Source organism: Caballeronia sordidicola (genome assembly GCF_002220365.1).
In the GTDB taxonomy this organism is placed as follows: Bacteria; Pseudomonadota; Gammaproteobacteria; order Burkholderiales; family Burkholderiaceae; genus Caballeronia; species Caballeronia sordidicola_C.
Genome location: NZ_MTHB01000278.1, coordinates 127,655 through 153,483, shown reverse-complemented (window position 1 = coordinate 153,483; position 25,829 = coordinate 127,655). Strand labels below are relative to the sequence as shown.

31 protein-coding genes are annotated in these 25,829 nt (G+C 60.6%); 18 read left to right on the top strand and 13 right to left on the bottom strand.

The window, feature by feature from the left end; all coding sequences use genetic code 11:
- Positions 1 to 11 precede the first annotated feature (11 nt).
- Both BSU04_RS40810 and BSU04_RS40805 read left to right on the top strand, forming a co-directional pair.
- Entirely contained in the window at positions 12 to 974 is a 963-nt protein-coding gene (locus tag BSU04_RS40810; RefSeq protein WP_089165869.1) for a substrate-binding domain-containing protein, read from the top strand.
- Positions 975 to 1,018: 44 nt separating this feature from the next.
- A complete protein-coding gene (locus tag BSU04_RS40805) occupies positions 1,019 to 2,074 on the top strand; it encodes a sugar phosphate isomerase/epimerase family protein (protein WP_089165956.1) in 1,056 nt (351 codons plus the stop codon).
- Between the two features lie 113 nt (positions 2,075 to 2,187).
- On the opposite strand, the gene BSU04_RS40800 is transcribed toward BSU04_RS40805, so the two are convergent.
- From BSU04_RS40800 to gndA, 3 genes are all read right to left on the bottom strand, one after another.
- A complete protein-coding gene (locus BSU04_RS40800) occupies positions 2,188 to 3,330 on the bottom strand; it encodes a hypothetical protein (RefSeq protein WP_089165868.1) in 1,143 nt (380 codons plus the stop codon).
- On the bottom strand, positions 3,320 to 3,889 hold the full coding sequence (locus BSU04_RS40795; RefSeq protein WP_089165867.1) for a DUF4365 domain-containing protein: 570 nt from the start codon (positions 3,887 to 3,889) through the stop codon (positions 3,320 to 3,322). The genes BSU04_RS40800 and BSU04_RS40795 overlap by 11 nt, the downstream gene beginning before the upstream one ends.
- Before the next feature lie 185 nt (positions 3,890 to 4,074).
- A complete protein-coding gene (gene gndA, locus BSU04_RS40790) occupies positions 4,075 to 5,481 on the bottom strand; it encodes an NADP-dependent phosphogluconate dehydrogenase (RefSeq protein ID WP_089165866.1) in 1,407 nt (468 codons plus the stop codon).
- A gap of 386 nt (positions 5,482 to 5,867) precedes the next feature.
- On the opposite strand from gndA, the gene BSU04_RS40785 reads away from it, so the two are divergent.
- From BSU04_RS40785 to BSU04_RS40745, 8 genes are all read left to right on the top strand, one after another.
- On the top strand, positions 5,868 to 6,239 hold the full coding sequence (locus BSU04_RS40785; protein ID WP_089165865.1) for a hypothetical protein: 372 nt from the start codon (positions 5,868 to 5,870) through the stop codon (positions 6,237 to 6,239).
- Between the two features lie 64 nt (positions 6,240 to 6,303).
- Positions 6,304 to 7,251, top strand: a complete 948-nt coding sequence (panE, locus tag BSU04_RS40780) for a 2-dehydropantoate 2-reductase (protein ID WP_089165864.1) — start codon at positions 6,304 to 6,306, stop codon at positions 7,249 to 7,251.
- Between the two features lie 165 nt (positions 7,252 to 7,416).
- Positions 7,417 to 8,049: a chromate transporter gene (locus BSU04_RS40775; protein WP_089165863.1), complete on the top strand. Its 633-nt coding sequence runs from the start codon at positions 7,417 to 7,419 to the stop codon at positions 8,047 to 8,049.
- Positions 8,046 to 8,576, top strand: a complete 531-nt coding sequence (locus BSU04_RS40770; protein ID WP_089165862.1) for a chromate transporter — start codon at positions 8,046 to 8,048, stop codon at positions 8,574 to 8,576. The genes BSU04_RS40775 and BSU04_RS40770 overlap by 4 nt, the downstream gene beginning before the upstream one ends.
- Positions 8,577 to 8,849: 273 nt before the next feature.
- Positions 8,850 to 9,188, top strand: a complete 339-nt coding sequence (locus BSU04_RS40765) for a thioredoxin family protein (protein WP_089165861.1) — start codon at positions 8,850 to 8,852, stop codon at positions 9,186 to 9,188.
- Positions 9,189 to 9,380: 192 nt separating this feature from the next.
- Positions 9,381 to 10,199: a 2-oxo-tetronate isomerase gene (gene otnI / locus BSU04_RS40760; protein ID WP_089165860.1), complete on the top strand. Its 819-nt coding sequence runs from the start codon at positions 9,381 to 9,383 to the stop codon at positions 10,197 to 10,199.
- A gap of 233 nt (positions 10,200 to 10,432) precedes the next feature.
- Entirely contained in the window at positions 10,433 to 12,010 is a 1,578-nt protein-coding gene (locus BSU04_RS40750) for an aldehyde dehydrogenase (NADP(+)) (RefSeq protein ID WP_089165858.1), read from the top strand.
- Between the two features lie 78 nt (positions 12,011 to 12,088).
- A complete protein-coding gene (locus tag BSU04_RS40745) occupies positions 12,089 to 13,018 on the top strand; it encodes an SMP-30/gluconolactonase/LRE family protein (protein WP_089165857.1) in 930 nt (309 codons plus the stop codon).
- A 15-nt stretch (positions 13,019 to 13,033) separates the two neighbouring features.
- Here the strand turns inward: BSU04_RS40745 and BSU04_RS40740 are convergent, their stop codons facing one another.
- The 3 genes from BSU04_RS40740 to BSU04_RS40730 form a co-directional block, all read right to left on the bottom strand.
- Positions 13,034 to 13,465, bottom strand: coding sequence for a GNAT family N-acetyltransferase (locus BSU04_RS40740; RefSeq protein ID WP_089165856.1), 432 nt, complete (start codon positions 13,463 to 13,465; stop codon positions 13,034 to 13,036).
- Entirely contained in the window at positions 13,466 to 14,065 is a 600-nt protein-coding gene (locus tag BSU04_RS40735) for a short chain dehydrogenase (RefSeq protein WP_089165855.1), read from the bottom strand.
- 108 nt (positions 14,066 to 14,173) lie between these two features.
- Positions 14,174 to 14,590 carry a hypothetical protein gene (locus BSU04_RS40730; protein WP_144021506.1) on the bottom strand — a complete coding sequence of 139 codons (417 nt, stop codon included), beginning with the start codon at positions 14,588 to 14,590 and terminating at the stop codon, positions 14,174 to 14,176.
- Between the two features lie 305 nt (positions 14,591 to 14,895).
- Here BSU04_RS40730 and BSU04_RS46915 point away from each other — a divergent pair, with 305 nt between their 5' ends.
- Positions 14,896 to 15,060 carry a hypothetical protein gene (locus BSU04_RS46915; protein WP_179258607.1) on the top strand — a complete coding sequence of 55 codons (165 nt, stop codon included), beginning with the start codon at positions 14,896 to 14,898 and terminating at the stop codon, positions 15,058 to 15,060.
- An 80-nt stretch (positions 15,061 to 15,140) separates the two neighbouring features.
- On the opposite strand, the gene BSU04_RS40725 is transcribed toward BSU04_RS46915, so the two are convergent.
- Positions 15,141 to 15,755 carry a DUF3005 domain-containing protein gene (locus BSU04_RS40725; RefSeq protein ID WP_089165853.1) on the bottom strand — a complete coding sequence of 205 codons (615 nt, stop codon included), beginning with the start codon at positions 15,753 to 15,755 and terminating at the stop codon, positions 15,141 to 15,143.
- Positions 15,756 to 16,063: 308 nt separating this feature from the next.
- On the opposite strand from BSU04_RS40725, the gene BSU04_RS40720 reads away from it, so the two are divergent.
- Complete coding sequence (locus tag BSU04_RS40720) at positions 16,064 to 16,309, top strand: hypothetical protein (protein ID WP_089165852.1); 246 nt, start codon at positions 16,064 to 16,066, stop codon at positions 16,307 to 16,309.
- A gap of 117 nt (positions 16,310 to 16,426) precedes the next feature.
- Positions 16,427 to 17,386 (top strand): serine O-acetyltransferase EpsC, encoded by a 960-nt coding sequence (epsC, locus tag BSU04_RS40715; protein ID WP_089165851.1) that lies wholly within the window; start codon positions 16,427 to 16,429, stop codon positions 17,384 to 17,386.
- A 25-nt stretch (positions 17,387 to 17,411) separates the two neighbouring features.
- On the opposite strand, the gene folE is transcribed toward epsC, so the two are convergent.
- Together folE and BSU04_RS40705 are read right to left on the bottom strand one after the other, a co-directional pair.
- Positions 17,412 to 18,068 (bottom strand): GTP cyclohydrolase I FolE, encoded by a 657-nt coding sequence (folE, locus tag BSU04_RS40710; protein ID WP_089165850.1) that lies wholly within the window; start codon positions 18,066 to 18,068, stop codon positions 17,412 to 17,414.
- Between the two features lie 113 nt (positions 18,069 to 18,181).
- On the bottom strand, positions 18,182 to 18,403 hold the full coding sequence (locus BSU04_RS40705; RefSeq protein WP_089165849.1) for a hypothetical protein: 222 nt from the start codon (positions 18,401 to 18,403) through the stop codon (positions 18,182 to 18,184).
- A 164-nt stretch (positions 18,404 to 18,567) separates the two neighbouring features.
- Here BSU04_RS40705 and BSU04_RS40700 point away from each other — a divergent pair, with 164 nt between their 5' ends.
- The 3 genes from BSU04_RS40700 to BSU04_RS40690 all read left to right on the top strand — a co-directional run bounded on the left by BSU04_RS40700 (position 18,568) and on the right by BSU04_RS40690 (position 20,131).
- The gene (locus BSU04_RS40700) at positions 18,568 to 18,894 is read left to right on the top strand and encodes a hypothetical protein (protein ID WP_089165848.1); all 327 of its coding nucleotides are present in this window, start codon (positions 18,568 to 18,570) and stop codon (positions 18,892 to 18,894) included.
- Between the two features lie 30 nt (positions 18,895 to 18,924).
- Positions 18,925 to 19,227 carry a hypothetical protein gene (locus tag BSU04_RS40695; RefSeq protein WP_089165847.1) on the top strand — a complete coding sequence of 101 codons (303 nt, stop codon included), beginning with the start codon at positions 18,925 to 18,927 and terminating at the stop codon, positions 19,225 to 19,227.
- Positions 19,228 to 19,333: 106 nt separating this feature from the next.
- The gene (locus BSU04_RS40690) at positions 19,334 to 20,131 is read left to right on the top strand and encodes an alpha/beta hydrolase (RefSeq protein WP_089165846.1); all 798 of its coding nucleotides are present in this window, start codon (positions 19,334 to 19,336) and stop codon (positions 20,129 to 20,131) included.
- Between the two features lie 78 nt (positions 20,132 to 20,209).
- Here the strand turns inward: BSU04_RS40690 and BSU04_RS40685 are convergent, their stop codons facing one another.
- Both BSU04_RS40685 and BSU04_RS40680 read right to left on the bottom strand, forming a co-directional pair.
- A complete protein-coding gene (locus BSU04_RS40685) occupies positions 20,210 to 20,794 on the bottom strand; it encodes a DNA-3-methyladenine glycosylase (protein WP_089165845.1) in 585 nt (194 codons plus the stop codon).
- A 206-nt stretch (positions 20,795 to 21,000) separates the two neighbouring features.
- Positions 21,001 to 22,398, bottom strand: coding sequence for an MFS transporter (locus BSU04_RS40680; RefSeq protein WP_218827417.1), 1,398 nt, complete (start codon positions 22,396 to 22,398; stop codon positions 21,001 to 21,003).
- A 128-nt stretch (positions 22,399 to 22,526) separates the two neighbouring features.
- On the opposite strand from BSU04_RS40680, the gene BSU04_RS40675 reads away from it, so the two are divergent.
- Complete coding sequence (locus tag BSU04_RS40675; protein WP_089165844.1) at positions 22,527 to 23,246, top strand: ArsR/SmtB family transcription factor; 720 nt, start codon at positions 22,527 to 22,529, stop codon at positions 23,244 to 23,246.
- A 78-nt stretch (positions 23,247 to 23,324) separates the two neighbouring features.
- Here BSU04_RS40675 and BSU04_RS40670 read toward each other — a convergent pair whose 3' ends face one another.
- Positions 23,325 to 23,588, bottom strand: a complete 264-nt coding sequence (locus tag BSU04_RS40670) for a PepSY domain-containing protein (protein WP_089165843.1) — start codon at positions 23,586 to 23,588, stop codon at positions 23,325 to 23,327.
- A gap of 183 nt (positions 23,589 to 23,771) precedes the next feature.
- Here BSU04_RS40670 and BSU04_RS40665 point away from each other — a divergent pair, with 183 nt between their 5' ends.
- Complete coding sequence (locus BSU04_RS40665; protein ID WP_089165842.1) at positions 23,772 to 24,266, top strand: DNA-binding protein; 495 nt, start codon at positions 23,772 to 23,774, stop codon at positions 24,264 to 24,266.
- A gap of 132 nt (positions 24,267 to 24,398) precedes the next feature.
- Here the strand turns inward: BSU04_RS40665 and BSU04_RS40660 are convergent, their stop codons facing one another.
- A complete protein-coding gene (locus tag BSU04_RS40660; RefSeq protein ID WP_089165841.1) occupies positions 24,399 to 25,727 on the bottom strand; it encodes an aspartate aminotransferase family protein in 1,329 nt (442 codons plus the stop codon).
- Positions 25,728 to 25,829: the final 102 nt, after the last annotated feature.

Here is a 25,829-nt window from a genome sequence, read left to right as displayed (position 1 = left end):
GGAGACACAGCATGAAAAACATTCTTCGAGTACTCGGCACCTCGCTCGGCGCACTAACGCTGGCGGCGAGCGCCGTCTCGGCCATTGCGGCCGATAAAGTCACGCTCGGCGTCGCTATCCCGACTGCGACCCACGGCTTTACCGGCGGTATCGTATGGTGGGCCAACGAGGCTAAAAAGGAACTGGAAAAGGCACATCCTGACCTGAAGATCATCATCAAGACAGCGGCAGGCGCGCCGGAACAAGCGAACCAGTTGCAGGACCTGGTGACCGTCAACAAGATCAATGCGCTGGTGATTTTTCCGTTTGAATCTGCGACGCTGACGCAGCCGGTGGCGCAGGTCAAGAAGAAGGGGGTCTATGTGACCGTGGTGGATCGCGGGCTGACCGATACCAGCGCGCAGGACGCCTACGTAGCCGGCGACAACACCGCATTCGGCAAGCTGCCGGCTGAATACCTGGCGAAGACGATGGACGGCAAGGGCGATATTGTCGCGTTGCGCGGTATCCCGACTACGCTCGATAACGAACGCTGGGCTGCCTTTGAATCGGTGATCAAGCAGCATCCTGACATGAAGATCCTGGATGCCAAATACGCCAACTGGAATCGCGATGACGCGTTCAAGGTCATGCAGGATTACCTGACGCGCTTCAAGCATATCGACGCCGTGTGGGCAGCCGATGACGACATGATGATCGGCGTGCTGAAAGCTATTGATCAGGCGAAGCGTACGGACATCAAGCAGGTGTTTGGCGGCGCGGGATCGAAGGAAGCGGTCAAGCGGATCATGGACGGTGACAAGCTGGTCCAGGCGGATGTTTCGTATTCGCCCAAGTTCATCTACGATGCCATCAAGCTCACTGCCGAAGCGCGTTTGAAGGGTGAAAACTTGCCGCCCACGACCATCATTCCTTCGGTGTTGATCACGAAGGACAATGCCAAGCAGTTCTATTATCCGAACTCGCCGTTCTGAGTTCCTGGCGTCCTGAAGACAGCACCATTCGCGGATCGATGCTCATGAAAACCATCAAAGGCCCCGCCATTTTCCTGGCGCAGTTTCTAGGCGACACGTTGCCCTTTGACAACCTTGCGCATCTTGCGGGCTGGGCGAAGGGCCTGGGTTACGAGGGTATCCAGGTGCCGTGCGATCCGCGGCTGATCGATCTCGAGCAGGCTGCAAAGAGCGATGCGTATTGCGACGATCTGCTTCGCGTAGTGGACGACGCGGGCGTGAGCATCACGGAGTTATCGACGCATTTGCAGGGGCAGCTTGTTGCGGTTCATCCGGCCTACGACACGCTCTTCGATGGTTTTGCCGCAGCGCATGTCCGCGGCGATCCCAAGGCTCGCACGGCATGGGCGATCGAGCAGGTCGGGTTCGCGGCGGCGGCATCGAAGCGCCTCGGGTTGAGGGCGCACGTGACGTTCTCGGGTGCGTTGGCGTGGCCTTATTTGTATCCGTGGCCGCAACGCCCGCAAGGTCTGGTGGAAGCCGCGTTCGAGGAACTGGCGCGGCGCTGGCGGCCGTTGCTTGATGCCTTCGATCAGGCTGGCGTGGATGTTTGCTACGAGTTGCATCCGGGAGAGGATTTGCATGATGGCGTGACGTTCGATCGTTTTCTTGCTGCTGTCGACCATCATCCGCGCGCGAACATTTTGTTCGATCCGAGCCACTTCTTGCTGCAGCAACTGGACTACCTTCAGTTCATTGATATCTATTACCAACGCATCAAGGCTTTCCATGTGAAGGACGCGGAGTTTCGCCCTAACGGCCGGCAGGGCGTGTACGGCGGATATTCCGGGTGGGTGGATCGGGCAGGGCGATTCCGGTCGCTTGGCGACGGGCAGATTGACTTTGGAGCGATCTTTTCGAAGATGGCGCAGTACGATTTTCCCGGCTGGGCCGTGCTTGAATGGGAGTGCGCGTTGAAGCATCCAGAGGACGGCGCGCGGGAAGGCGCGGAATATATCCGCAAGCATATTATTCGCGTAGCGGATCGAGCGTTCGATGACTTCGCCGGAAGCGGCGCGCGCGATCAGCAAATACAGGCGGTGCTGGGGTTCGGGCTTTAAGATTTGGGCCTTAAGGATTTGGACCTTAAGGATTTGGGCCTCAAGGATTTGGACCTTCAGGTTCGAACCTTGAAGCACCGAACCCCGGTCCACCATTCCGAACCCGATTTTTCTTAGCCTGGACCCGGGCCGATCAGGATAAAGCTCGTCACGTCGGTCAGCGTACGCGGTTGGCGACCCGGACGCAGGCGACCCGCGACTCGAACCAGGGCGCGATCGTCAAGGTGCGCGGCGACTGCCCGCGCATACTGTTCCTGATCGAGTACAACGCGAGCCTTGATGATCGCGCCCCCACGAAGGAGCAGCGCCATGACTACCTCGCCGGCCCGATTTCCTTCAATGTCGAATTCACCGTTCAGATGCTCGACTGTTCCGATGAATACGTCGTCTCGGTCAAGCTCGACCGCACCCAGTTCTCGGCGCACGTCGTCAATACGCCCGAAGTAATCGCTTCGAATCCTGATGCTCTCGCCAGCCGCGGCGTCCTGCGGTAATGCCACGGTTGTTGCCCAACGAAACGACATATCGATGTTGTTACGCACGTCGTCATTGTGAAGACGAGTAAGCGCTTCGCAGAGATTTGACGAAACGACAGGCGACGCCGCTGCCCTTTGCGAATCTACGAAGCGGCTTAGCGAGTCCTCTTCGATGGCCCTGACGAGTTGGCGCACGCCATTTCTGGCGGAAAGCATGGTCATGCGAACGAACGACTCGTTCGCATGCGCGAGGTCTGGAACGGAAGGCGTTTCCATGGCGTCGACAGCACACGACACGCGGACCACGAAGCTACCTCGCTCGGTATGTCCGAACCGTGCATGGCTCGCGAGCAGCGTAGCTTCTGCCCTGTGCAGACGCGGATGATGGGCCTCGGGACGCAATACCGTACACGCCGACGCGAGCAGGATCTGCTCCGCGCCCAGCAGCAACGAAGCGGCGAACGACAAGGGCAGGCCGTCATCAACCGCGCCGTCGCTCGTCACGCGGTAGTAAATGGAGTCGTCACGCGAGATGGCGGCGAGCTGAATCAGATCCGCCAGCTTCATACCCTGCAGATCCGCGAGTTTGGACAACGCGAGTTCACATGCCTCGGCGTAGTCCGGCGCATCCTGATCCATGGGAATGACGATCTGGCGACGCGGCATGGCGGCGTTATGCATGACGTAAAGACGGTCCACAATGCCATCGGGGAGCGACTGCCATCCCAGCGATTTCACGAAATCACGCAGGACAGACGGTGATAAATCTTTAATCGCCATGAGAAACTCGATGAGTGGGAGCTTTATAAGCAGGAATTTCGCGACGCGAGATGCTCGCCATGAGTTTCATGAGGCCGGTACCGTCGAACACCTGATTCTTCGGAATCTTTACCGTGACGCCTGCATGGTTGTCTGTTGGTGGCGCGCCACGCAGACTGACCCAGTACGCGCACTTTCGCAGCACTAGCTGCTCATGGGAGTGTGTCAGCCAGTCTTCCGCTTTCGGCGGTAGGAACAACACAGCAAGTATCAGCGGCGACGCATGTGTTTCACGGCGCAGATCGTCGTATTGCTGCTTGCCGGACAGGAAATAGGAGAGCGAGTCGCCGTCGTCGAAGGGCGGCTTGATGCTTGCCTTCAGCTGGACCTTGATGTCGACTTCGGTCAGGCTTCCGCCATTTGGGAATGGCTCCCAACCGGTGAGCATGGCATCGATCCCGGCATTGTCATCGTGTCGGTTGCTCGTCTTGCAGTTGACCCCCGCGTGGGATGCAATTGCGTGGAGGTAAGCGTAGCTCAACTCCGATTCCCGATTTACTGCTGTGAGTGCTGTTGCCATGATCTTCCCGCAGTTCCGTTATCCATCGACAGGAAAGAATACGGGCAAACGTGGTTACTCGACTTGTGGAAAAATTCGCTGCGACAAAATTTGATGATTTGCTCGTGGCAAAAAAAACGCCGACGCGAAAGCGTCGGCGTTGAACTACTGGGAAGACAGCCGCTTCTCAGTGGCTTCTCAGCGGCTTACGACCAGTCGGCGTGGAAACTGCCCTTTTTATCCACTCTTTCGAACGTATGCGCGCCGAAGAAATCGCGTTGTGCCTGCACCAGATTCGCTGGCAATGTCTCGGACCGGTAACTATCGTAATAAGCCACCGCCGACGAGAATGCCGGCACCGGCACACCCGCCTTCACGGCCGCCACGACGACATCCCGCAACGCGCCCTGATACTTCGTTGCGATGTCGGTGAAATACGGATCGAGCAGCAAGTTGTGCAAGTCAGCGTTGGTCTTGTAGGCATCCGTGATCTTCTGCAAAAAGCCCGCACGGATAATGCAACCCGCCCGGAAGATCTTCGCGATCTGGCCATATTGCAAGTCCCACTTGTACTCTTCCGACGCCGCGCGCAACTGCGCAAACCCCTGTGCGTACGAGACGATCTTGCTCAGGAACAACGCGCGCCGCACAGCTTCAACGAAGGCATCACGATCGCCATCGAACTTCGGCGACGGCCCCGTCAACTGCTTGCTCGCCTCAATGCGCTGATCCTTCAGTGAAGACAGCACGCGCGCAAACACGGCTTCCGTAATCAGCGGCAGCGGTGCGCCGAGGTCAAGCGCATTCTGGCTCGTCCACTTGCCCGTGCCTTTTTGCGCCGCGCGGTCGAGGATGACATCGACGAGATCCTTGCCCGTTTCCTCATCCTTCTTCGAGAAGATCTTCGACGTGATCTCGATCAGGTAACTATCCAGTTCACCCTTGTTCCACTCGACATAAACCTTGCCCAATTCTTCGTTCGACAAGCCCGCCACGCGCTTGAGCACGTCGTAGCTTTCAGCGATCAACTGCATGTCGCCGTATTCGATCCCGTTGTGCACCATCTTCACATAATGTCCCGCACCGTCCGGGCCCATGTACGCGACGCACGGCTCGCCGTCCGGCGCCTTGGCGGCGATCTCGGTCAGGATCGGAGCCACCAGGTCATACGCTTCTTTCTGGCCGCCCGGCATGATCGAGGGGCCTTTCAACGCGCCTTCCTCACCGCCCGACACACCCGTGCCGATGAAGTGCAGCCCCGACTTGGCGAGGTCGGTGTTGCGGCGGATCGTATCGGTGAAATGGGTGTTGCCGCCGTCGATCAGGATGTCGCCCTTGTCGAGGAGAGGCCGCAGCGAGTCGATGGTGGCGTCGGTGCCCTGGCCGGCCTTGACCATCAGCAGGATGCGGCGCGGTTTTTCAAGCGACTCGACGAATTCTTCCAGCGTGTACGAAGGCACGAGTTTCTTGTCGGGATGCTCGGCGATCAGTTCATCGGTTTTTTCGCGGCTGCGGTTGTACACGGACACCGCGTGTCCGCGGCTCTCGATGTTCAACGCCAGATTGCGTCCCATGACGGCGAGGCCGACAACGCCGATTGCTTGTTTGCTCATGTTTCTCTCCGAATGACCGAAGCGCGGGCGGCTCGTGGCTACACACGCGACGGATGCGATTTGTCAATTGGGGCGGTGCCCGCGACGGCGTTCCGGACAGGCTCTCGCGCCAGGAAACAGTGGCGAAAGCGGCACGGACACTACGTGTGTCCGCGAGCAGGGCCGGTGGACACGCGCAAACGCCGCGCGGAACGCGCAGACGGAGCGAGATTACCACTTTGACACGGCGCTGGCAGACATCGCACGCGCCCGCGCGACCAGACAGCGGGCGACGAGGACGCGGGTAGCGGCCGGGCAACACGTCTGACACCGGTCTAGAATGAGCATCCGCGACCCGTTTCAGGTGCGGCGCAACTCGCTCGAACCAGGCGAAACAGGGCAACCGCATGGCGCTTCGGAAAAAGACTCAGCAAAAGACTCAGCAAAAGACTCACCCAAGGACTCACCATTACCACGTCTACGTGATCGAACTGGCCGACACCGTCTGGAACGAAGCGCGTTTCCGGCGCGCGAATCCGGACTACATGCTCGGCATGCCCTTCGTCTATGTAGGCATGACGGGAATCGATCCCGACGTTCGTTTCGACAAACACAAGGCCGGAATCCAGTCGAACCGGTATGCGCGGGAATTTGGGCTGCGACTGTTGCCGCAGCTCTACGAACTGTATAACCCGATGCCGTACGAAGGCGCGCGGGAAATGGAAGTGGAATTGGCAATCGGCTTGCGGGAAGCCGGGTACGGCGTCTGGCAGGCGTAAAACCAGGCGGCGCCGCCGCATCCGCGGCCGGCGTTCTGATCAGACTAAATGCAAGGAGCAGGACATGCGGATTCTGGTGGTGGGTGCGGGCGCGATTGGCGGCTATTTTGGCGGACGGCTTCTTGATGCCGGCCGTGACGTGACGTTCCTCGTGCGCGAGCGGCGCGCCGCGCAGCTCGCGCAAACGGGCCTTAACGTGCGCAGCCCGAACGGCGATTTGTCCATACCCAACCCGCCCATCGTGCTGGCAAAAGACGTACGCGAACCGTTCGACCTGATCCTGCTCAGTTGCAAGGCTTACGATCTCGACGGCGCCATCGAGTCGATAAAAACCTCGGTCGGACCCAACACTGCCATCCTGCCAATGCTCAACGGCATGCATCACCTGGATGTGCTCGAAGCGCAATTTGGCGCAGAGCGCGTGCTCGGCGGACAGTGCATTGCGGCCGTGACGCTCGACGCCGACGGCACCGTCGTTCACTTGAACACGCTGCATTCCATGGCGTTCGGCGAGCGCGCAGGGGGTTTATCGCCGCGAATAGAAGCAATCTCGGCGCAGTTGTCAGGCGCGCAATTCGACGCGGTAGCCAGCCCCGAGATCATTCAATCGATGTGGGAAAAGTGGGTGTTCCTCGCGACGCTCGCGGCCGGCACGTGTCTGATGCGCGCACCGGTCGGCGACATCATCGCCGCACCGGGCGGCCAGAAACTGCTGCTCGATCTCTTCGATGAAGCCCGCGCCATCGCAACTGCAAACGGTTTTGCGCCCCGGGAAGCCGTGGTCGCGCGTGCACAGGGGATGTTCACCGAAGCCGGCTCCACCATCACCGCCTCCATGCTGCGCGATCTGGAGAACGGCGCGCGGATCGAAGCGGACCACGTGGTGGGCGATCTGATTGCGCGGGCCAAAGGTGTGCAGGGCGCGATCAGCACGCCGGTGTTCTCAACGGCCTACACGCATTTGAAAGCTTACGAATCCCGTCGCGAACGTGGTGACGTCAAGGCTTCGTAAATCGAAACTGGACAATGAAAGCGGGGTGAATGCCGGCGGTCGTATTGGCATCTACTCCGCCGCCCGGAAAATCCGTAGTGCGCTTTAGACAGCCATTCCGTACTTTGAGGCAACGGCCATAAAGCGTTACGCTTTGCGCTTCGCAAAAGTAACGCTCGCCGACCCATGCACGATCATGCCTCGCAAGAGCAGCTCGCCCCGCCGACCGTCGCGGAAATTTTTATCGGCTTCCTGACGCTCGGGCTGACCGCGTTCGGCGGCGCGCTGCCGCTTGCCCGGCGCGAAATCGTCGAGCGGCGCAAGTGGCTCTCGCCCGACGAATTCGTCGATCTGCTGGGCCTTTGCCAGTTTTTGCCGGGTGGCAACGTGATCAACCTCTCGGTTGCGGTCGGCATGAAATTTCGCGGCGTGGCGGGCGCGCTCGCTGGCCTGCTCGGGTTGATCGTCGGGCCTTCGCTGATCGTGATCGGACTGGGCGTGCTGTATCAACGCACGCATCAAGACCCGCACATCCGCCATTTGTTCGCGGGACTCGCCGCGGCGGCCGCGGGCCTGCTGGTATCGATGGCGATCAAGGTAGCGTGGCCGCTGCGGCACAAACTCTCCATGGCGGCGGTCGCAGCGCTAGCGTTCATCGGGATTGCTTTGCTGCGCTTGCCGTTGTTGCCGGTGATGCTCGTGCTCACACCGGTTTCGATTTTCGTCGCTTCGAGGGTGAATCGCGAAGTGAAGCCGGAAGGGAAGCCGGAAGTGAAGCCGGAAGTGAAGCCGGAAGTAAAGCGCGGGGAGAGCCAATGAATCACGATCTCGTTTCGCTTGCGGCCATTTTCAGCCAGCTTTCACTGCTCGCTTTCGGCGGCGGCAATACCATCCTGCCCGAGATGCAGCGGCAGGTAGTGGATATACATCAGTGGATGTCGAAGGCGGATTTTTCCGCGCTGTTCGCGCTCGCACAGGCGGCGCCCGGACCGAACATGATGATCGTGACGCTGATCGGCTGGCATGTGGCCGGCTGGCCGGGCGTGCTGGTGACATCGATTGCAAAGTTCGGCCCGTCGTCAATCGTGACGGTCGCCGCGATGCACGCCTGGGAACGCTTCAAGAATCATCCATGGCGGCGCTATGTTCAACTCGGTCTCATACCGATGACAGCGGGCTTGGTCGCGGCGAGCGCGTCATTGATTGCCGAAGCGTCGGACACCCGCTGGATACTCACGGCCATCACGGCGGTCATTGCGTTCCTGTCGTTCAAGACAAAGCTGCATCCGCTATGGTTGCTGGCCCTGGGCAGCCTGATCGGGCTAACGGGCTTTGGGCAATTCTAGGTTCGTATCGATTTGAAAAGCAAAAAAGGCCGGGCCCGTTGCTGGGTTGGCCTTGGTGACAAGGGCGGCGCTGGTCACGCGGCGTCGGCGAGTTCGGCAATGTCATGACCATCGCGGAAAGTGAATGTGCAGCGCGCCGTTGGCTGTGTTGAGCAGACAGCAAGTACAGCAAGCATTTTCCCCCGGCTTTCCTCGAGCAAAAAAAGCCGCGTCGAGCGCGTCAGGTCATTGCTGAATAGAATGGGTGGAGTTTCGTTTCGAGGGGACAAGCTGATGGCGATGACCACTGAATTCGCACTTACTGCGCCACCGCGCGCTGAGATCGACGCGCTCGACGGGCCGACGGTCATCGAATTCGGCACTTCCTGGTGCGGCTATTGTCGTGCTGCCCAGCCGCTGATTGCGGAGGCCTTCCAGGACCACGCCAGTGTCCGGCATTTGAAGATCGAGGATGGCAGCGGCCGTCCGCTCGGCCGCTCGTTCAGGATCAAACTCTGGCCGACGCTGATTTTCCTCGACAACGGGCTCGAGGTCGCGCGGGTCGTGCGCCCGAAAAGCACATCGGAAATCCGCGATGCTTTCGCGCTGATCGACCATCCGGTATCGCCATGACGAGGGTTTTTACTGATCGTTCGGGGCGTGGGGTCCGGGAATATCATCGCTGCGAGGGGTAACGAAGGGCAATGGCGGGCGGAGCGCAAACCGGGCGCGGGAGTTGCGCAGTGCGTCTTGCACACCGCTGCGGCAAGGCGAGACCGAGACGCCGACCGCCTTGGCGTTACCCTGACCAGCAGGAGGTTCACCATGCCGCGTTTCGCCGCCAACCTCACCATGATGTACAACGAACACGCGTTCCTCGAGCGTTTCGGCGCGGCGGCGCGTGATGGTTTCAAGGCGGTGGAATTCCTGTTTCCCTATGAATTTCCACCGGCAGAGATCAAGGCGCAGCTCGTGGACAATGGCCTCAAACAGGTGCTGTTCAACGCGCCGCCGGGCGACTGGACCGGCGGTGAACGCGGCCTCGCTTCGCTGCCGGGACGCGAGGACGAGTTCAGGCGCAGCATCGAGATCGCGCTAGACTATGCCGCGGCGCTCGGCAACGACCGGCTCCATGTCATGGCCGGGTTGATGGAAACGCCACACGCAGTGCAGCACTCGCGCGGACAGCATCGCGATGTCTATATCAAGAACCTGGCGCTGGCGGCCAGCATGGCGCAGTCGGCTCGTGTCACCATCGTGATCGAGCCGATCAATACGCGTGACATGCCCGGCTACTTCCTGAACCGGCAGGATGAAGCGCAAGCGATCTGCGAAGAGATTGGCCTGCCGAACCTGCAAGTCCAGTTCGACTGCTATCACTGTCAGATCGTTGAAGGCGATCTGGCCGTCAAGCTTCGCCGCGACATGAAACGGCGCAACGCGGGTATCGGCCATATTCAGATTGCCGGCGTGCCCTACCGCAACGAGCCGGATACGGGCGAAGTCAACTATCCGTACCTTTTCGATCTCATCGATTCACTCGGCTATGGCGGCTGGATCGGCTGTGAATATCGGCCGCGCGCAGGTACCTCCGACGGCTTGGGCTGGCTCACGCCGTATCGTCATGCGAGCCGCGCATCATGACCAAGCCGGTCAGGTCCGATGCGCGATGGCCGGGCCAGCAGTTTGTTTTGACAGCGGCAAAGTAATCGCTCGAACCAGCGATGTAATTGCCCGCACGTACCTGAAACTTTCCTTGCGGCGTGAGAGTCCACGGAAAAAAGCGAGTTCGCTTAACGCCTCGTGTCATCTGTTTTCTTTGTTACCCACGGCGCGTATCGCGATCCGCGATACGCGCTGCTTTCAGGAGAGTTCACATGCAGATCACCGGAGAAATGCTGATCGGTGCCACGGCGGTGCGCGGAAAAGACGCTACGCTGCATGCATTCGATCCGGCGCGCGGTGTCGACTTGGAGCCGGCTTTTGGCGGCGGCGCAGCATTGGAAGTCGCCCGCGCGGCCGATCTTGCCGAGCAGGCATTCGATACCTACCGGCTGACGCCGCTCGAAACGCGTGCACAATTCATCGAGGCGATTGCTGACAACATCGCAGGGCTCGGCGACACGCTGATCGAACGCGCACAAGCCGAATCCGCGTTGCCGAAAGCGCGCCTTGAGGGCGAGCGCGCCCGTACGATCGGGCAATTGAAAATGTTCGCGTCGCTCGTGCGCGAAGGCCGCTGGCTTTCTGCCACGCTCGATTCGGCGCAGCCGGAACGCAAGCCGTTGCCGCGTCCCGACTTGCGCTTGCAGAAGATTCCCGTTGGACCGGTTGCGGTGTTCGGCGCCAGTAATTTCCCGCTGGCGTTTTCGGTAGCCGGCGGTGACACCGCCGCCGCACTCGCTGCCGGTTGTCCCGTGGTCGTGAAGTCACATCCGGCGCATCTCGGCACCTCGGAGCTGGTCGGGCGCGCGATCCAGAAAGCGGTCGCGGATTCCGGTTTGCCCGAAGGTGTGTTCTCGCTCGTAGTGGGCGCGGGCAATGCGATAGGCGAAGCCCTGGTCGCGCATCCGGCTATCAAGTCGGTCGGGTTCACGGGCTCGCGACGGGGTGGCCTGGCGTTGATCGAGATCGCATCCAGGAGGCGCGAGCCAATTCCCGTCTTCGCCGAGATGAGCAGCATCAATCCGTTCTTTGTACTACCGGGTGCACTGGCGGCGCGGGCTGAATCGCTCGCGAACGGTTTCGTCGATTCAGTCACGCTCGGGGTCGGTCAGTTCTGTACGAACCCCGGTCTGGTGCTGGCGCTGGAAGGCCCTCATTTGCAGGCGTTTATCGATTACGCCGTGAGTGCTTTCGAAAAGAAGGGCGCCCAGACGATGCTGACGGCGGGCATCGCGGCCGCGTATCAGGAAGGCATCGCGCGGCGCGATGAATCGGGCGTGGAGCGCGTAGCAACCGGCGCTGAATCCGATGCGTCGTGTCCGGCGCTGCCCGCGCTTTATACCGTGAGCGCCGAGAAATTCCTCGCCATGCCGCAACTCGAGGATGAGATATTCGGACCGACGTCGCTGATCGTGACTTGCCGCAGCGAGGACGAGATGCTGGATCTTGCAACGCGTATTGAAGGCCAGTTGACGGCGACGCTGCAAATGGAAAACGACGATGTGCCGCTCGCTCGCCGCCTCCTGCCCATCCTTGAACGCAAGGCCGGCCGGATTCTGGCGAACGGTTTTCCGACTGGCGTTGAAGTATCGTATGCGATGGTGCATGGCGGGCCGTACCCCGCTACCTCCGATAGCCGTGCGACCTCGGTCGGGGCGATGGCGATCGAACGTTTCCTGCGGCCGGTGTGTTACCAGGACCTGCCGCAGGCTTTGCTGCCGCTTGCACTTCAGGATGACAACCCGTTAAGCCTGTGGCGGCTGCGCGACGGCGAACTCGGACCCAACTGATCACGCGATGCGAATGAAACAAACGAATGAAGCAAACGAATGAAGCAAACGAATCAATCAACCAGGAGATGAAAACAGATGGAGCGCCGCTATCCCGATCCCGCTGTCAGAGTACTCGATGCGCGCTTCAACGCGTTGCGTGTCGGCATGGCGTCGGTCGAATGTTTGTATCAGGGAGCTCGCTGGTCTGAGGGGCCGGTCTGGTTCGGCGACAGCCGTACACTGGTATGGAGCGACATTCCTAACAACCGGATGCTGCGCTGGGACGAAGAAACGGGCGAGGTCCGCACGTTCCGCAAGCCCTCGAACAATGCCAACGGCAATACCCGCGACCGCGAAGGACGGCTGGTGACATGTGAGCATCTCACGCGCCGCGTAACACGCACGGAGTACGACGGTTCGATCACCGTGCTTGCTGATCAATACAACGGCAAGCCGCTCAATTCACCGAATGACGTGATCGTGAAATCCGATGGCTCGATCTGGTTCAGCGACCCGACCTTCGGGATCGACGGCTTTTATGAAGGCGAGCGCAAGGCCCCGGAGTTGAAGCCGGCGGTGTATCGCGTGGATGGCAGGAGCGGCGAGATCACCATGATGACCGACACGTTGATCGGCCCGAACGGACTCGCATTTTCGCCTGACGAGACGCTGGTTTATATCGTTGATTCGCGTGCGACACCGCGCAAGATCCTTGCCTTCGATATCTCCCACGACGGCCTCAAGCTGACAAATCAGCGCGAGGTGATTGATGCCGGGCAGGGGACGCCCGACGGTTTTCGCGTGGATGTGCTCGGCAACCTTTGGTGCGGCTGGGGCATGGGCAGCGACGAGCTGGACGGTGTCAGGATCTTCACGCCGCAAGGCGAGGCGATTGGGCATATCGCGCTGCCCGAGCGCTGCGCCAACGTATGTTTTGGAGGCCGTTATCGCAACCGCTTGTTCATGGCGGCGAGTCACGGCCTGTACTCGCTTTACGTCAACACGCAGGGCGTGATCGGCGGCTGAAACACCACTCCGACGTCACCGCGGCGCGCGTTTTTCCATCAGCTTTTCAGGCTGCGCAGGCACGACAAAACCGAAGCGGGCGTATAGCGTGTGAGCGCTCGTGGTTGTCAGCATCATCTTGCGCAAGCCCTGCAAATCCGGATGCGCCATCAGGCATTCCACCAGCCAAGTGCCCAGGCCGTCGCGTTGACGGCCGGGAAGCACAAACACATCGGCGAGATACGCGAAGCTCACGGTGTCCGTGATCGCACGGGCATAACCAATCTGCGTGTCGCGGTGGAACAGGCCGAACGCCAGCGAATGCGCGGCAGCCCGCTCGACCTTCTCGCGCGAGATGCCGGGTGACCAATAAGCGACCTCGCTCAAGTATCGATGCACGACGTCGAAGTCGAACGTCCTGATATCCGTGGTGACGCGATAATCGTCCCTCGACCATTCGCTAACCATTCAACGCACCTTGTAGATACGGCCGGTCTCAAGGCCCTCCACGCTGCGGCTGTACGCCAGCGCAACGCGCGCACCGGACGCCGCTTCGAAGCCGCGGAAATACGGCCCGAACGCTTCACGCGCTTCTTCCAGCATGGTCGCGTTCACTTCGTTGATGCGCAGGCCGCGCGGCAGTTCGATCGCGGCTCCGCGCACGAACCCTTCAATGGCGCCGTTGACCGACGCAGCGCTGGCGCCGTATTTGATGGGTTCGTCGCCCACGATTCCGCTGGTCAGCGTGAACGAGCTGCCGTCGTTCAGATAACTTTGCGCGACCAGCACGAGGTTGACCTGGCCCATGAGTTTGTCGTCAAGGCCAATGCGGAATTGCTCGGGGGTCATCTGCGAAAGTTCGCCGAAGTGAACATGCCCGGCGGTAGCAACAATGGCGTCGACCTGACCGATCGATTTGAATAGCGCATGGATGCTGTCGATCTTCGTCAGGTCGACGCGGTGCGCACCTCGCGTGGCGCCGATCTCGATGACTTCGTGACGCGGCTGGAATTCGGCGAAGACGGCGCGGCCGACTGTACCGGTTGCACCAATGACGGCAATTTTCATGAGAGGCTCATCAAAGAAGAAACGGGCTCTCATTGTGCGTTTTACAGGCCGCTTGAACAAGCATCCCGGCCGGTCTTTCTCATGTGGACCTCAACTTCCACCCCCAATTCAACGGTGCCCGTGCGACGCGCCCGGCGAGAGCAGGAAGATCGATGCCGCCAGCTTGAACACCAGCACGGCGCCGGTCACGAGCGCAGCGACATGGAGGGCACGCCATTCGGCGCCGAGCATGGGGCCTACCAATACGACCGACGCGAAGCCGAGCACAACGGTCATCCAGCGTGCCCATTGCAGGCGCAACGCCACGCAAACATACAAGCCGCCAATCAGTGCACGTGATGCAAACAGGGCAGCAGCGGGTTCGCCAGGTCCGGTCATCAACGCGAGGCCCATCTCGGCCCATGACAAGGCATAGGCCAGCCCGAGGCACACCAGTGCAGTGGAGAGCGCTAGCTCACGCCACGCTGCGCGCACGCCTTGCGTGTGCTGTAACGCTTCGATCGTGTACGTATTGGTTGTGTTCATGCCGACCCCCGCCGGTTGGTTTTCCGATGCATCGTGCTGCATTCGTCTGATTAGCGGGAGTGTTATGCATGGGTCGTGCCAGATCACAGGAAAGCTGGGAACAACGCTTGCGTTCAGTTACCTGAAGCCCGTGCGGCGGCGCGTGGGGCGGCGATTTGCCTGACGAAAGCCCGTTGCCCTTCCGGCGGTTTGGTTGGGACGGTTGGGATTACAGGTCAAAACTAGGCAGAAAGCGGCGACACGACATTGCAACGATACTGCATCCGATGGCAGGCTTTACACAGTCCACCGACCAGGAGTCAAGCATGACCACGACCAAACCGAAGGAACAACTCCCGCATTCGCATCGAGAGGAGGAGGACGTTGACCGCGCCGTGGAGGATAGCTTTCCCGCCAGCGATCCACCCTCGACGGGCGGCGTAACGCGGATTGAATCCGATGATGAGAAGGGCAAGCCCGAAAAGAAATAAATCGGACGGTCTGAAAGACGGGAAAGGATCGAAGGCTCATCGAATGACGGCTATCGATCCTTCCAGTGAATAGCGCTGAGTTACTTTTCGCGCCGCTGAATCTCGATCAAGCGCGATGGCCTGACATGATTGATGGCGAAATGCTTGCGGCCCCGCAAGTTGTAACCGTGCGGATCGCGTTCAACAAATTCGTACTGCCGCTCCACCTCTTCCACGTCGGGCGCAACCATGCCTTTATCCACGACACTAAAACCTTCTTCCAATGCGAGCGCCAGCCCATTGCGAGCAGGGCGACTGTCAAAACCGCCCAGGCCGTCACCTTGTTCAAAGTGCGAATTCACCAGCGAAGCATCGACGCCGACAAAAGCGTTGGGGTTGTTCTGCAGCATGCTTTCATCGCGCGAGGCGTCGCGATTTTTTCCGTCAGCGTCGACGGTATCGTCCAGCGTGTCGTCGTTGAGAACATCCATCGCCTGATGCGTGACGTTGGTCTTGCCTTGCGGGCCGGCCTGTTCCAAAGACAAATCAGGCGTGTTGGCACCTGCTTGCCCGAGCCCGGCTTCGCGCCCCTCTGCCGCTGCCGCGACATCACTGGGTCTGGCTTTGGCGGTTTCGGTTTCAGGCTTCTTCAGCGGGCTGTCCGCCGCGCGCTGCGCTTGCTTGTCTTGCGATTCGTTGTTCTGTGTGTTGTCCATAATTCGCTCCGCCTTGTTCAGGTTAACAAAGACACATCACGCAAGAAACATTCCGGAGCATGGGATCGTGTCAATGCTGGGGCTACGCGGGCGTTGGAATAAACCACGGGATAAAACATCAGTAAATGATCTAAGCCAAATTGATTTTTTTCAACCCAACGAGAGTTTTCTCAAGAGTATGATTTGTTGTTCGCCAGGCCTACGTGCGCCACCGGACGGCCTCGTGCCGCTTGCCGGATTCGCGCGTTTCAAGCGAACAGGAGACGACCATCGCGAATCCAGCGGGGCACTTAAAATCAGGGTGACTCATGCAATATGACGCGGCATTTTCACATCGCGGCTATTTACTCAATTGCGCACCGGCACGTCAGGGCGACGGTTGTTTCCAACCCTACGTGGTCATCTCGCGATCGAGCGATGGGGAACTGGTCGCGAATCGTTTTTTCCCCGCCGACCTGCGCTTCGGCAACGCCGACGAAGCCATTGCGCATGCCCGGGACTGGGCGGTCCGTTGGATCGATGCCAGCCACGTGAAGGTCGACCCCAAGTCCTGAGCGCGCGCCTGAACGGGTTTCGCGCACAGGGCGGCAATCTTGCAGAAAAACGGTTAATCTCGGGGCATCGTTTAGATCGTGCCGCCCAATGCGGCGTCATCCGCCCAAGCTCCCGACATGCCCAAGACTGTCTCCCTAGAAGATCAATTTCCCTCCCACGAATGGGGCCTCGACAAGATCGTGGCTGACTTGCGGGCATCGCGCGAACAGCTGCATCGCACGCGCCATCCGCTTGGAATCCGCGAATTGCCGTCGCGTGAAGCGATCGTGAAGATTGTGAACGGGCTTCGCTCGGCGCTGTTCCCCACCCACTACGGCGCCGCCGACCTGACCGCCGAAAGCGTGGATTATTACGTCGGCCACACGCTCGAGAGCACCTTGCGCCTGCTCTCCGAACAGATCCGCCGCGCGTTGCGTTTCTTGCCGGAGAACCACGACCTGAGCGATGCCGAGCTCGGCATGCATGCGTTCGCGCTCGCGCGTGAATTCGGCGCGCAGTTGCCGGCCATCCGTGCGCTGCTGGTAAGCGACATCCAGGCTGCTTTCGCGGGCGACCCCGCTGCGCAGCACATCACGGAAATCCTGCTTTGCTATCCCGGCATCTGGGCCATGACGCATCATCGTCTGGCGCATGCTTTGCACAAACTCGGCGTGCCCTTGCTTGCGCGTTTTATCAACGAGATCGCGCACTCGGCGACAGGGATCGACATTCACCCGGGCGCGACCATCGGGCCAAGTTTTTTCATCGATCACGGGACGGGCGTGGTGATCGGCGAGACCGCGGTGATCGGCCAGCACGTGCGGGTGTACCAGGCCGTGACACTGGGCGCGAAGAGTTTTCCGGCAGGCAACGACGGCGTGCTGGTCAAGGGCAACGCGCGCCATCCAGTAGTGGAAGACGAGGTGGTGATCTATGCCGGCGCGACCATTCTCGGCCGCGTGACAATTGGGCGCGGTTCCGTGATCGGCGGCAACGTATGGCTCACGCATAGCGTGCCGCCGGGTAGCAACGTCTCGCAAGGCAAGATTCGCGAAGGCGGTGCAGGCGACGCGCCGGACGATAGCCGAGGCGCGTGAACTTAAGCGATCCTCAGCGGGCTTGCTAGTTATTCGATACGCTGAACGCGCTCGAATGTCCGACGATGGAAAGGAATTCGCGGCGCGTGGAAGGGTCATCGCGGAACGTGCCCAGCATCCGCGATGTCACCATCGACGCCCCCGCCTTATGCACACCACGCGTGGACATGCATTGATGCGTGGCTTCCAGGATTACGCCAACGCCTAGCGGTTGCAGGACTTCTTCCAGCGTGTCGGCAATCTGCGCCGTCATCTTTTCCTGGATCTGCAGACGCTTTGCGAAGGCATCTACCAGACGCGCCAGCTTCGATATGCCCACCACTCGCTCACGCGGCAAATACGCCACGTGCGCCCGGCCAATGATCGGCACCATGTGATGTTCGCAATAACTTTCGAAGCGGATGTCCTTGAGCACGATCATCTCGTCGTAACCCTGCACTTCGGAAAAGGTGCGGGCCAGAATGTCGCGAGGATTCTGGGAATAACCTGCGAAGAACTCTTCGTAAGACCGGATGACGCGCGACGGGGTATCGACAAGTCCCTCGCGGGCGGGGTCGTCCCCGGCCCAGCGGATCAGAACGCGAACGGCGGCTTCAGCTTCTTCGCGGCTCGGACGATCGGCGTGATCAGTTTGATCGTGGATGTCCGAAGACGCGGTAGGGGAGTTGCGCGTGGCGCTCATCGGGGGCTCCGGATGCATGGTGCAAAGTCATGAAGCTCCCATTGTTCCACGTTTTACCCGTTGGAAGACCCTGGTGGAATGTCAGGTATGTCCAGGGTTGAGCAGGCGAGCAATCAAGTTTTCCCGCCGCCATCGATTCCCGAGCCTGTCCGCCATACTTTTTTTCCTTCCTCAGATAGTTCGCCCGAGCTGTGATGCTTGTCCGGTTCGGTGCCTTCCTGCGCCAGATGACCGCCCGGTTGTTCCTGCGCGCGCTGTTTTTCGCCCTTGCGTTGCGCCCGGCGTTCTTCTTGCGAACGGCCTGCATAGTTGGTGTCTGTCGGCTTGTCCGTCATGTCGCCCTCCTTGAGTGAGTGACATGCAAAGTGGCGCAAGAGCTGTTCCACCCGCCATGGCCGCCCGATGCACGGGTATCCGCCATACCGGGATAAATGCTCAACTGGTTGTCGTGAGCCAGCTTATATAGAGTGGCTCTACACTCAACCATCGGGTCCAGACCATGAAACGTTTCCACATTGCACTTGCCGTTGCCAGCCTTGAGGCATCGATTGCCGACTATACGAAGCGGCTCGGCCAGGAACCCACCGCAGTCGTTCCGGGTGCCTACGCCATGTGGCGAACGGATCTTCTGAACTTCTCGATCAATGAAAACCCAACCCAAGCCGGGTTGCTTCGGCATATAGGCTTTGAAGATGATACGGCGGCTGGTTTTGCGAAGACGCGAGACGTCAACGGGATCGAGTGGGAGCAGTTTTCCCCTGCGGAACAGGATCGGCGCATCGAAGAGACTTACGGCAATGCGATCCGCCAGGCCGGTCCGGCATGACAGCCAACCTAACGCAATGACAGATTGCTCATGCCGCCGTCGATCACCAGTTCGCTGCCGACGGTGAAGCTCGATTCGTCGGAGGAGGAACACGATGGCTTTCGCGATCTTCACCGGCTCGCCGAAGCGGCTAACCAGAATCTGGCTGCGAATGCCGTCGGCGACGCTGTCGAGTTGTCCCTTCTCCATCCCGAGCTTGCCGTAGATGGGCGTGGCAACCGGTCCCGGGCGGTCGCGCTGATTCCGGCGTTTCACATGGCGGATATCTATGTGCTCGCGATGTATCCTGGCCGGAGGCATTTGAGCTCACGCGTGAGGGTGATGATCGATTAGCTGGTCGAGGCTTTTGGAGGGGTGGCGCCGTAGGATAGAAGCTGAGAACTCCTCGTAAGCTGTAAACTCCGTTCAAACCCCGCATTTTTTCCAGGAGACAACCCGCATGCAATCCCCGTGGCGCACCATGGACCGCGCAACCCTCGACGCGGCCTATAGCAATGGCGATCCCCCCGCCGACTTTAAGACCCGCAGCGCAGCCTTATACGCATCGCATCCTGGGAAAATCGACGTCAAGTACGGAGCCGCCCCTCGCGAACGCTTCGACTTCTTCCCGGCGTCGAGCGAGAAGCAATACGCCGCGCCAACTTTCGTTTTTGTCCACGGGGGGTACTGGCAAAGCTGCGATAAGGAACTCTGCGCCTTCGTCGCGCTTGGACCGCTCGCCCGTGGCATGAACGTGGTCGTAGCGGAATACACGCTTGCGCCCACCGCGTCGATGACGCAGATTGTTGGCGAAATCGGCCGGTTACTCGACTTCCTCGTCGAGCAAGGCCACACGACACTCATACTCGGCGGGCATTCCGCGGGCGGTCATCTCACGGCCATGCATCGTCATCATCCGGCGGTCAAATACGCACTGCCTGTCAGTGGCCTCTTCGATCTCGAACCCATCAGCGCAGGCCGATTGAACGACAAGCTCGGGCTATCGGCGGAGGAAATCACGCGCTTCAGCCCGATGCGCCACGTCGATCACGGTGCCCCGATGATCGTCTCCGTGGGCGACGCGGAACTGCCCGAACTCGTTCGCCACTCGCATGACTATGCGCACGCATGCGCTGAGGCGGGCGAGCGTGTGACCTACGTGCCGGTGCCTGGAGCCGACCACTTTTCCATTCTCTACGACCTCGCCGATCCCGATGGTGTGCAACTCGGGGCACTCGCGCAATTAATGCAGGGCTGAAAGCACTACGCAGACCTTAGCGAACCATCGGCGATGAACCCAATCAAGGACGTCGTCGATGCGTAAGTCAGTGATCAGTCAAGCCTCCTTGGGGAATGGCTTGCTGAGAAATTTCGATCCGGCGAGCCCGAAGCGCCAGGGTACGTCCACTGCCTTGGTGATGCCGATGCGCGGTCCGGTCGCGAGCGGATAGTCCTCGTCCGGCGCTTCGATATGAAAGGGCGCTTCGAGCAGCGACATGCCGTTGTTGCCGTGCGTGATACCCAACGCCTGCGCGACGCGTCCCGGTCCGGAGCACAAGAGCCTTGACGGTTCGAGGCCGCGCCGTTGACGCATCGCATCGAGACCGGTGAGCGGTTCGATTGCACGGATCAACACCCCTGCACCGTGGCCTTCTTCGCGGCAAACGAAGTTCAGGCACCAGTGAATTCCATACGAGCGATACACATAGACGTGGGCAGCTGGGCCGAACATGACGGCGTTGCGCGGGGTGGGCCCGGAGAAGGTATGCGAGGCCGGGTCTATGCGATCGTAGGCTTCAGTTTCGACGATCCTGCCGCCGACGCCATCGACCGTGAAGATCGCGCCGATCAGGCGGCGCGCGACCTGTTCGGACGGGGCGTTGAAGTCGATGGGTTTTGCAGGACGGGATGATTTGAGCATGATTGGAGAAAGGGTTCACACCGGCGGATTGCTGTGCGGATTCCGCCACAGCGGGCGGGATTTCTCGTTTGCAACGGGGGGCCGGCGCCTCGATTTTGCCGCGGGCAGCATTCTCCGTCCACCGGCGCGTTTGAGTCCACCCGGCAATCGCCCCAGCCGTTGGCCGAATCTGTCAAGCGCCAACAAAACCGGGCTCATTCAGACGGCTAAACCACTTGGCCAATTCGCTGGCGCGCCATCGCTTTCGATGCAAACCACCAAACCAGCGCCGCTGTCAGCGAAACCGCCGCAGCCATCGTCATCGCGGTATGCATGCCCCGCTCAAACTGCCCCGGCGTTGTGAGCAGCGCGCCAAAAACCGCAACACCCAGCGCCGCGCCTGTTTGCCGCGCCGAGTTCAGCACGCCGGCCGCAATCCCGGCGCGGTTTTTATCGACGGTATCCATGAGCGAACGGGTGGCCATCGGCGTGATGAGCCCGGCGAAAAAACCGATCGCCGGCATGGGGAGCGCGATCAGCCAGTACGGTGACGTGTCCGTCGATATCAGCATTCCAAGAAAGCCGATTGTATAGATCCCCAGTGCGACGCAGATCGGCCGGCGCGGTCCAAACATCCTGACAAAACGCGCCGCCGACATGCTGCCCGCCGTCACAAGCGCAGTCAGCGGCAAGAACGCGAGGCCGGTCAGCAACGGCGAATAAGCCCGCACTTGCTGGAAATAAAGACTGAGCGTGAAGATCAAGCCATAAAAGGTCATTGCCGAGACCATCGAGACAAACGCGGCACCGGAAAAAATCCGGTTGCTGAACAAGGACAATGGCAACATTGGCTGCGACCGCTTTGATTCGATCGCGAAGAAGCTTGCCGCGGCAAGCACGTTCAGCGCAATCCCGCTCAAGATCCACGGCGAGCCCCAGCCGAATGAGTGGCCTTCGATCAGCACGGCGATCAACATGCTCAAGGCCAGGATGGCGGTCGCCTGACCGGCGAGATCGAGATGGCGCGTCGCCGGTGCACGATCAACTCGTTCAGCGCGTTCATTGTTTGCGACCCGCGATGTCAGCCATAAGCCGATCAATCCGATCGGCAGGTTCGCGAGAAAGATGCTGCGCCAGCCGAATGCGTGGATGAGGATGCCGCCAATCAATGGACCACCGGCCATCGCCGCGCCGCCGCACGCGGCCCAAAGGCCGATCGCGTGGCCGCGCTCGCCCGGGTCGGCGTAGGCGCGGTTGATGAGCATCAGCGAACAGGGCACAAGCATCGACGCACCGATCCCTTGCAACACGCGCGCGCCTGTCAGCGTCTCCAAGTTGGGCGCGAGGCCGCAGAGCGCGGACGCCCCCGTGAACACAGCCAGACCGGCGAAATATACATTTTTCGCGCCCAACCGGTCGCCCAGTGCACCGCCGGTCAACAGCAGGCTCGCGAACGCCAGCGTGTACGCGTTGACGACCCATTGCAGGCCCGCAATGTTGGTCGCGAAGGCATCAGCGATGCTGCCCAGTGCAACGTTGACGATGGAAGTATCGAGGATAACGACGATATAGCTGATGCTGGTCGCAGCGAGGACGCGGCGCTCAAGCGTACGGATGTTGGGCACGGGAGTTTTCGAGAACGAGACGGGAAATCCAGTGTAGGGACGTTGTCATGCCAGAAGCTTCGGCGCGTATCGAAGCATGCGGACAGGCGGCCGGACTATCATGGCGAGGTCAAAGCGGAGATCCTCCAATGTGCCCTCAACCCGCGGTCTCTTCGGCCGCTTTCCTGATCGCCGATCCCACGCGCGCCACCATGCTCATGGCGCTCGCCGACGGACACGCACGCCCTGCAGGCGAGCTCGCCTATGCAGCCGGCGTGACCGCCCAGACAGCAAGCTCGCATCTCTCCAAGCTGCTGGCGGGCGGGTTGTTGCTGGTGCAAACGCAGGGGCGGCATCGGTATTACCGGCTGGCCGGTTCCCACGTTGCGCTGGCGCTTGAAAATCTTGCATCGATTGCACCGGTTCCAGCGGGTGGCATGGTGCGCCGCATGCCGCGCAGCCGGGAAGCGCGTGACCTGCAGTTCGCACGATGCTGTTATGACCATCTGGCCGGTGGCCTGGGCGTGGCTATTACGCAGGCGTTGCAGGATCGCGCGCTGGTTGTCGCAACCGATGACAAGCAATTCGATGTAACGCCGGCCGGCGTCGAATGGTTTAACAGCATGGGTCTGGACATGGCCGGGCTGAAGCCGACCCGGCGCGGTCTCGCCCGGCAGTGTCTCGACTGGACCGAGCGGCGGCATCATCTGGCCGGTCCGCTGGGCGTCGCGTTCATGACGCAGCTTTGCGCGAAGGGGTGGGTGCGCCGCTTGAAAAACTCCCGGGCCGTGCAGGTGACGCCGAAGGGATGGGCCGGGTTGAAAGAGCAACTCGGTGTGGACGAGAGAGAGGTGCAGGCGAGTGTGTAATGTGAACTGAACCGGCGTGTACTGCACCGGCGCGAACCGGCCGGGGTTCTATAGCTGGTTACAACGGGTAGAACAGGCTTACTTCTTTAATTCGTTCCTCGTCAGCGCGCCGGAGAACGGGTCGACGTGGATGTCGTAGAACAAGCCCTGTTTGGTGGCTTCGCCCTCCCAGCGTCCGTCGTCCGCTTCGAGGCGTACCGCGTCATAACCCTGCGCCTTTACCTTCGCGATTGCCGCGTCCTTCGATATCCAGCCCGCGCCCGGCTGGTCATGCGCGAATGCCGCGTTGCTTGCTGCGAGTGCGAGGATGGCTCCTGCTGCGATGTATGTCTTCTTCAACATTGGGTATCCTTAACGAATCGGATGGGATCGTGCAACGTCCAGGTTGATCAGTAGTTATACTAACATGAGCTTACATGCTGATCTGCGATGGATTCACACAGCGGTGCCTGCAGAGGCGTTGGCACGGCTGTTGCCGCACTGCCTCAGCCAGACCAGGCCACGTTTTTTCAAAGGAGTGTCATCATGCCGGCGAAGAAAACCATCGAACGCGCGCATGCCGCCAAACGTGCGGGAAAGTCGCCCAGCACGCAGGCCGGCGCGTTCGTGAAGGAGCAGATCGATCACGTGCGCGAAGGCAAGCACGGTGCGAAGTCCGCGAAACAGGTGATCGCGATCGGGTTGTTGGAGGCACGCAGATCCGATGTGGGCCTGAAGGCGCCGAAGAAGGGCGCGGCCTGCGCCGCTACCCGCAAGAAAGTGGCGAAGGACACCCAGGCCGGTCAGCACACGACCCAACGCAGCGCGAGCACGGAATCGAAGTCGAAACGCTCCGCTACGTCTACGCGAGTCCTCAAACGCGAGACCACCAGGGCCGCCTCGCCCAAGTCACTGTCGAAGCAGGCGCATGCGAGCGCAACCCGGCGTTCTGCGGCTGACCGTTCGGCTTCGGCCAAGAAAGGCTGGCAGACGCGCCGCAAGGCAGCTTCGAAGGCGGGCGCGGCACGGCACGCGCGCTAGAGCGCGATTCGCTCATTCGCAGCGCTTCCACGAAGAAAGGCCGTTCCGGATCAACCAGAACGGCCTTCGCGCTTGCAAGTACGGCTCGTGTCCCGCCTGCATCATTGGCTTTAAGCAGCCGTCGATCTCACGTTATTTCACCGTTTCGAGGACCTTGCGAACCGTGCTGAAAATCTGCTCGATCTGGTCGTCTTCAATGATCAGCGGCGGTGAGAACGCAAGAATATCGCTTGTGTAGCGCACCAGGACGCCCGCCTCGAAGCATTTTACGAAGGCTTCATAGGCCCGCGCGCCCGGCGCGCCATCGCGCGAGTTCAATTCGATACCCGCGACCATGCCGAGATTGCGCACGTCCTTCACGTGAGGCGCATCGCGCAACGCATGAGCAGCGGCTTCGAACTTCGGTGCCTTCGACGCCGCCCGCTCAAACAATTGCTCGCGTGCATACAGGTCGAGCGTGGCGATCGCGGCGGCGGCGGCCATGGGATGCGCCGAATACGTGTAGCCGTGGAACAACTCGATACCGTTCACCGCACCCGCGTTGACGATCGTGTCATGCACGTTGCGATGCGCGGCCACGGCGCCCATTGGAATCGCGGCATTGTTGATTGCCTTGGCCAGCGTCATGAGGTCCGGCGTCACGCCGAAATATTCCGCTGCCGTCGCTTTGCCGAGCCGGCCGAATCCCGTGATGACTTCATCGAAGATCAGCAGGATGCCGTGCTTCGTGCAGATCTCGCGCAGCTTTTGCAGATAACCCTGCGGCGGCACGAGTACACCTGTCGAACCTGCGAGCGGTTCCACGATCACGGCAGCGATCGTCGACGCATCGTGCAGCGCGACGAGGCGTTCGAGTTCATCAGCGAGATGCGCGCCCCACGCGGGCTGGCCCTTCGAAAATGCGTTGTGCTCAGGGGCGTGCGTATGTGGCAGATGGTCGATGCCAGGCAGCAACGCGCCTGAAAACGTCTTGCGGTTCGGCCCGATGCCGCCGACCGAGATGCCGCCGAAACCCACGCCGTGATACCCGCGCTCCCGGCCGATCAGCTTCGTGCGCTGGCCTTCGCCGCGTGCGCGGTGATAAGCAAGGGCGATTTTCAGCGCGGTATCGACGGATTCGGAGCCGGAATTCGTGAAGAAGATGCGGTCGAGGCCTTCCGGCATGATCGCCGCAACCTTCGTGGCCGCTTCGAACGCGAGCGGGTGACCCATCTGGAAGGTCGGCGCAAAGTCGAGCGTGGCGGCTTGCTGCTGGATCGCGGTAACAATTTCATCGCGGCAATGGCCGGCATTCACGCACCACAGGCCGGCACAGCCGTCGAGAATCTCTCGGCCATCGGTCGCGCGGTAATACATGCCCTTGGCGCCCTCGATCAGGCGCGGCGCAGCTTTGAACTGCCGGTTGGCGGTGAAGGGCATCCAGAACGACGAGAGGTCGTCGATGACGGGGCGCGAAGTCATGGGAAATCTCCTGTTAGAACACGCAATGTAGTCCTCGATAAAAACCCGCGGCATAGACAGTTGTCCTGTCGCGGGGAGAACTGTGCTGGCAAAATGGTGCAA

Bases quoted from the DNA above. Each gene is read 5' to 3' on its own strand.
- panE (WP_089165864.1), top strand. From the start codon at position 6,304: ATGCGGATTCTGGTGGTGGGTGCGGGCGCGATTGGCGGCTATTTTGGC.
- BSU04_RS40750 (WP_089165858.1), top strand. From the start codon at position 10,433: ATGCAGATCACCGGAGAAATGCTGATCGGTGCCACGGCGGTGCGCGGA.
- BSU04_RS40785 (WP_089165865.1), top strand. From the start codon at position 5,868: ATGGCGCTTCGGAAAAAGACTCAGCAAAAGACTCAGCAAAAGACTCAC.
- BSU04_RS40810 (WP_089165869.1), top strand. From the start codon at position 12: ATGAAAAACATTCTTCGAGTACTCGGCACCTCGCTCGGCGCACTAACG.
- BSU04_RS40795 (WP_089165867.1), bottom strand. From the start codon at position 3,889: ATGGCAACAGCACTCACAGCAGTAAATCGGGAATCGGAGTTGAGCTAC.
- BSU04_RS40665 (WP_089165842.1), top strand. From the start codon at position 23,772: ATGCCGGCGAAGAAAACCATCGAACGCGCGCATGCCGCCAAACGTGCG.
- epsC (WP_089165851.1), top strand. From the start codon at position 16,427: ATGCCCAAGACTGTCTCCCTAGAAGATCAATTTCCCTCCCACGAATGG.
- BSU04_RS40700 (WP_089165848.1), top strand. From the start codon at position 18,568: ATGAAACGTTTCCACATTGCACTTGCCGTTGCCAGCCTTGAGGCATCG.
- BSU04_RS40670 (WP_089165843.1), bottom strand. From the start codon at position 23,588: ATGTTGAAGAAGACATACATCGCAGCAGGAGCCATCCTCGCACTCGCA.
- otnI (WP_089165860.1), top strand. From the start codon at position 9,381: ATGCCGCGTTTCGCCGCCAACCTCACCATGATGTACAACGAACACGCG.
- BSU04_RS40685 (WP_089165845.1), bottom strand. From the start codon at position 20,794: ATGCTCAAATCATCCCGTCCTGCAAAACCCATCGACTTCAACGCCCCG.
- BSU04_RS40805 (WP_089165956.1), top strand. From the start codon at position 1,019: ATGAAAACCATCAAAGGCCCCGCCATTTTCCTGGCGCAGTTTCTAGGC.
- BSU04_RS40695 (WP_089165847.1), top strand. From the start codon at position 18,925: ATGCCGCCGTCGATCACCAGTTCGCTGCCGACGGTGAAGCTCGATTCG.
- BSU04_RS40675 (WP_089165844.1), top strand. From the start codon at position 22,527: ATGTGCCCTCAACCCGCGGTCTCTTCGGCCGCTTTCCTGATCGCCGAT.
- BSU04_RS40725 (WP_089165853.1), bottom strand. From the start codon at position 15,755: ATGGACAACACACAGAACAACGAATCGCAAGACAAGCAAGCGCAGCGC.
- BSU04_RS40745 (WP_089165857.1), top strand. From the start codon at position 12,089: ATGGAGCGCCGCTATCCCGATCCCGCTGTCAGAGTACTCGATGCGCGC.
- BSU04_RS40800 (WP_089165868.1), bottom strand. From the start codon at position 3,330: ATGGCGATTAAAGATTTATCACCGTCTGTCCTGCGTGATTTCGTGAAA.
- folE (WP_089165850.1), bottom strand. From the start codon at position 18,068: ATGAGCGCCACGCGCAACTCCCCTACCGCGTCTTCGGACATCCACGAT.
- BSU04_RS40730 (WP_144021506.1), bottom strand. From the start codon at position 14,590: ATGAACACAACCAATACGTACACGATCGAAGCGTTACAGCACACGCAA.
- BSU04_RS40660 (WP_089165841.1), bottom strand. From the start codon at position 25,727: ATGACTTCGCGCCCCGTCATCGACGACCTCTCGTCGTTCTGGATGCCC.
- BSU04_RS40740 (WP_089165856.1), bottom strand. From the start codon at position 13,465: ATGGTTAGCGAATGGTCGAGGGACGATTATCGCGTCACCACGGATATC.
- BSU04_RS40765 (WP_089165861.1), top strand. From the start codon at position 8,850: ATGGCGATGACCACTGAATTCGCACTTACTGCGCCACCGCGCGCTGAG.
- BSU04_RS40690 (WP_089165846.1), top strand. From the start codon at position 19,334: ATGCAATCCCCGTGGCGCACCATGGACCGCGCAACCCTCGACGCGGCC.
- BSU04_RS40705 (WP_089165849.1), bottom strand. From the start codon at position 18,403: ATGACGGACAAGCCGACAGACACCAACTATGCAGGCCGTTCGCAAGAA.
- BSU04_RS40770 (WP_089165862.1), top strand. From the start codon at position 8,046: ATGAATCACGATCTCGTTTCGCTTGCGGCCATTTTCAGCCAGCTTTCA.
- BSU04_RS46915 (WP_179258607.1), top strand. From the start codon at position 14,896: ATGACCACGACCAAACCGAAGGAACAACTCCCGCATTCGCATCGAGAG.
- BSU04_RS40775 (WP_089165863.1), top strand. From the start codon at position 7,417: ATGCACGATCATGCCTCGCAAGAGCAGCTCGCCCCGCCGACCGTCGCG.
- BSU04_RS40720 (WP_089165852.1), top strand. From the start codon at position 16,064: ATGCAATATGACGCGGCATTTTCACATCGCGGCTATTTACTCAATTGC.
- BSU04_RS40735 (WP_089165855.1), bottom strand. From the start codon at position 14,065: ATGAAAATTGCCGTCATTGGTGCAACCGGTACAGTCGGCCGCGCCGTC.
- gndA (WP_089165866.1), bottom strand. From the start codon at position 5,481: ATGAGCAAACAAGCAATCGGCGTTGTCGGCCTCGCCGTCATGGGACGC.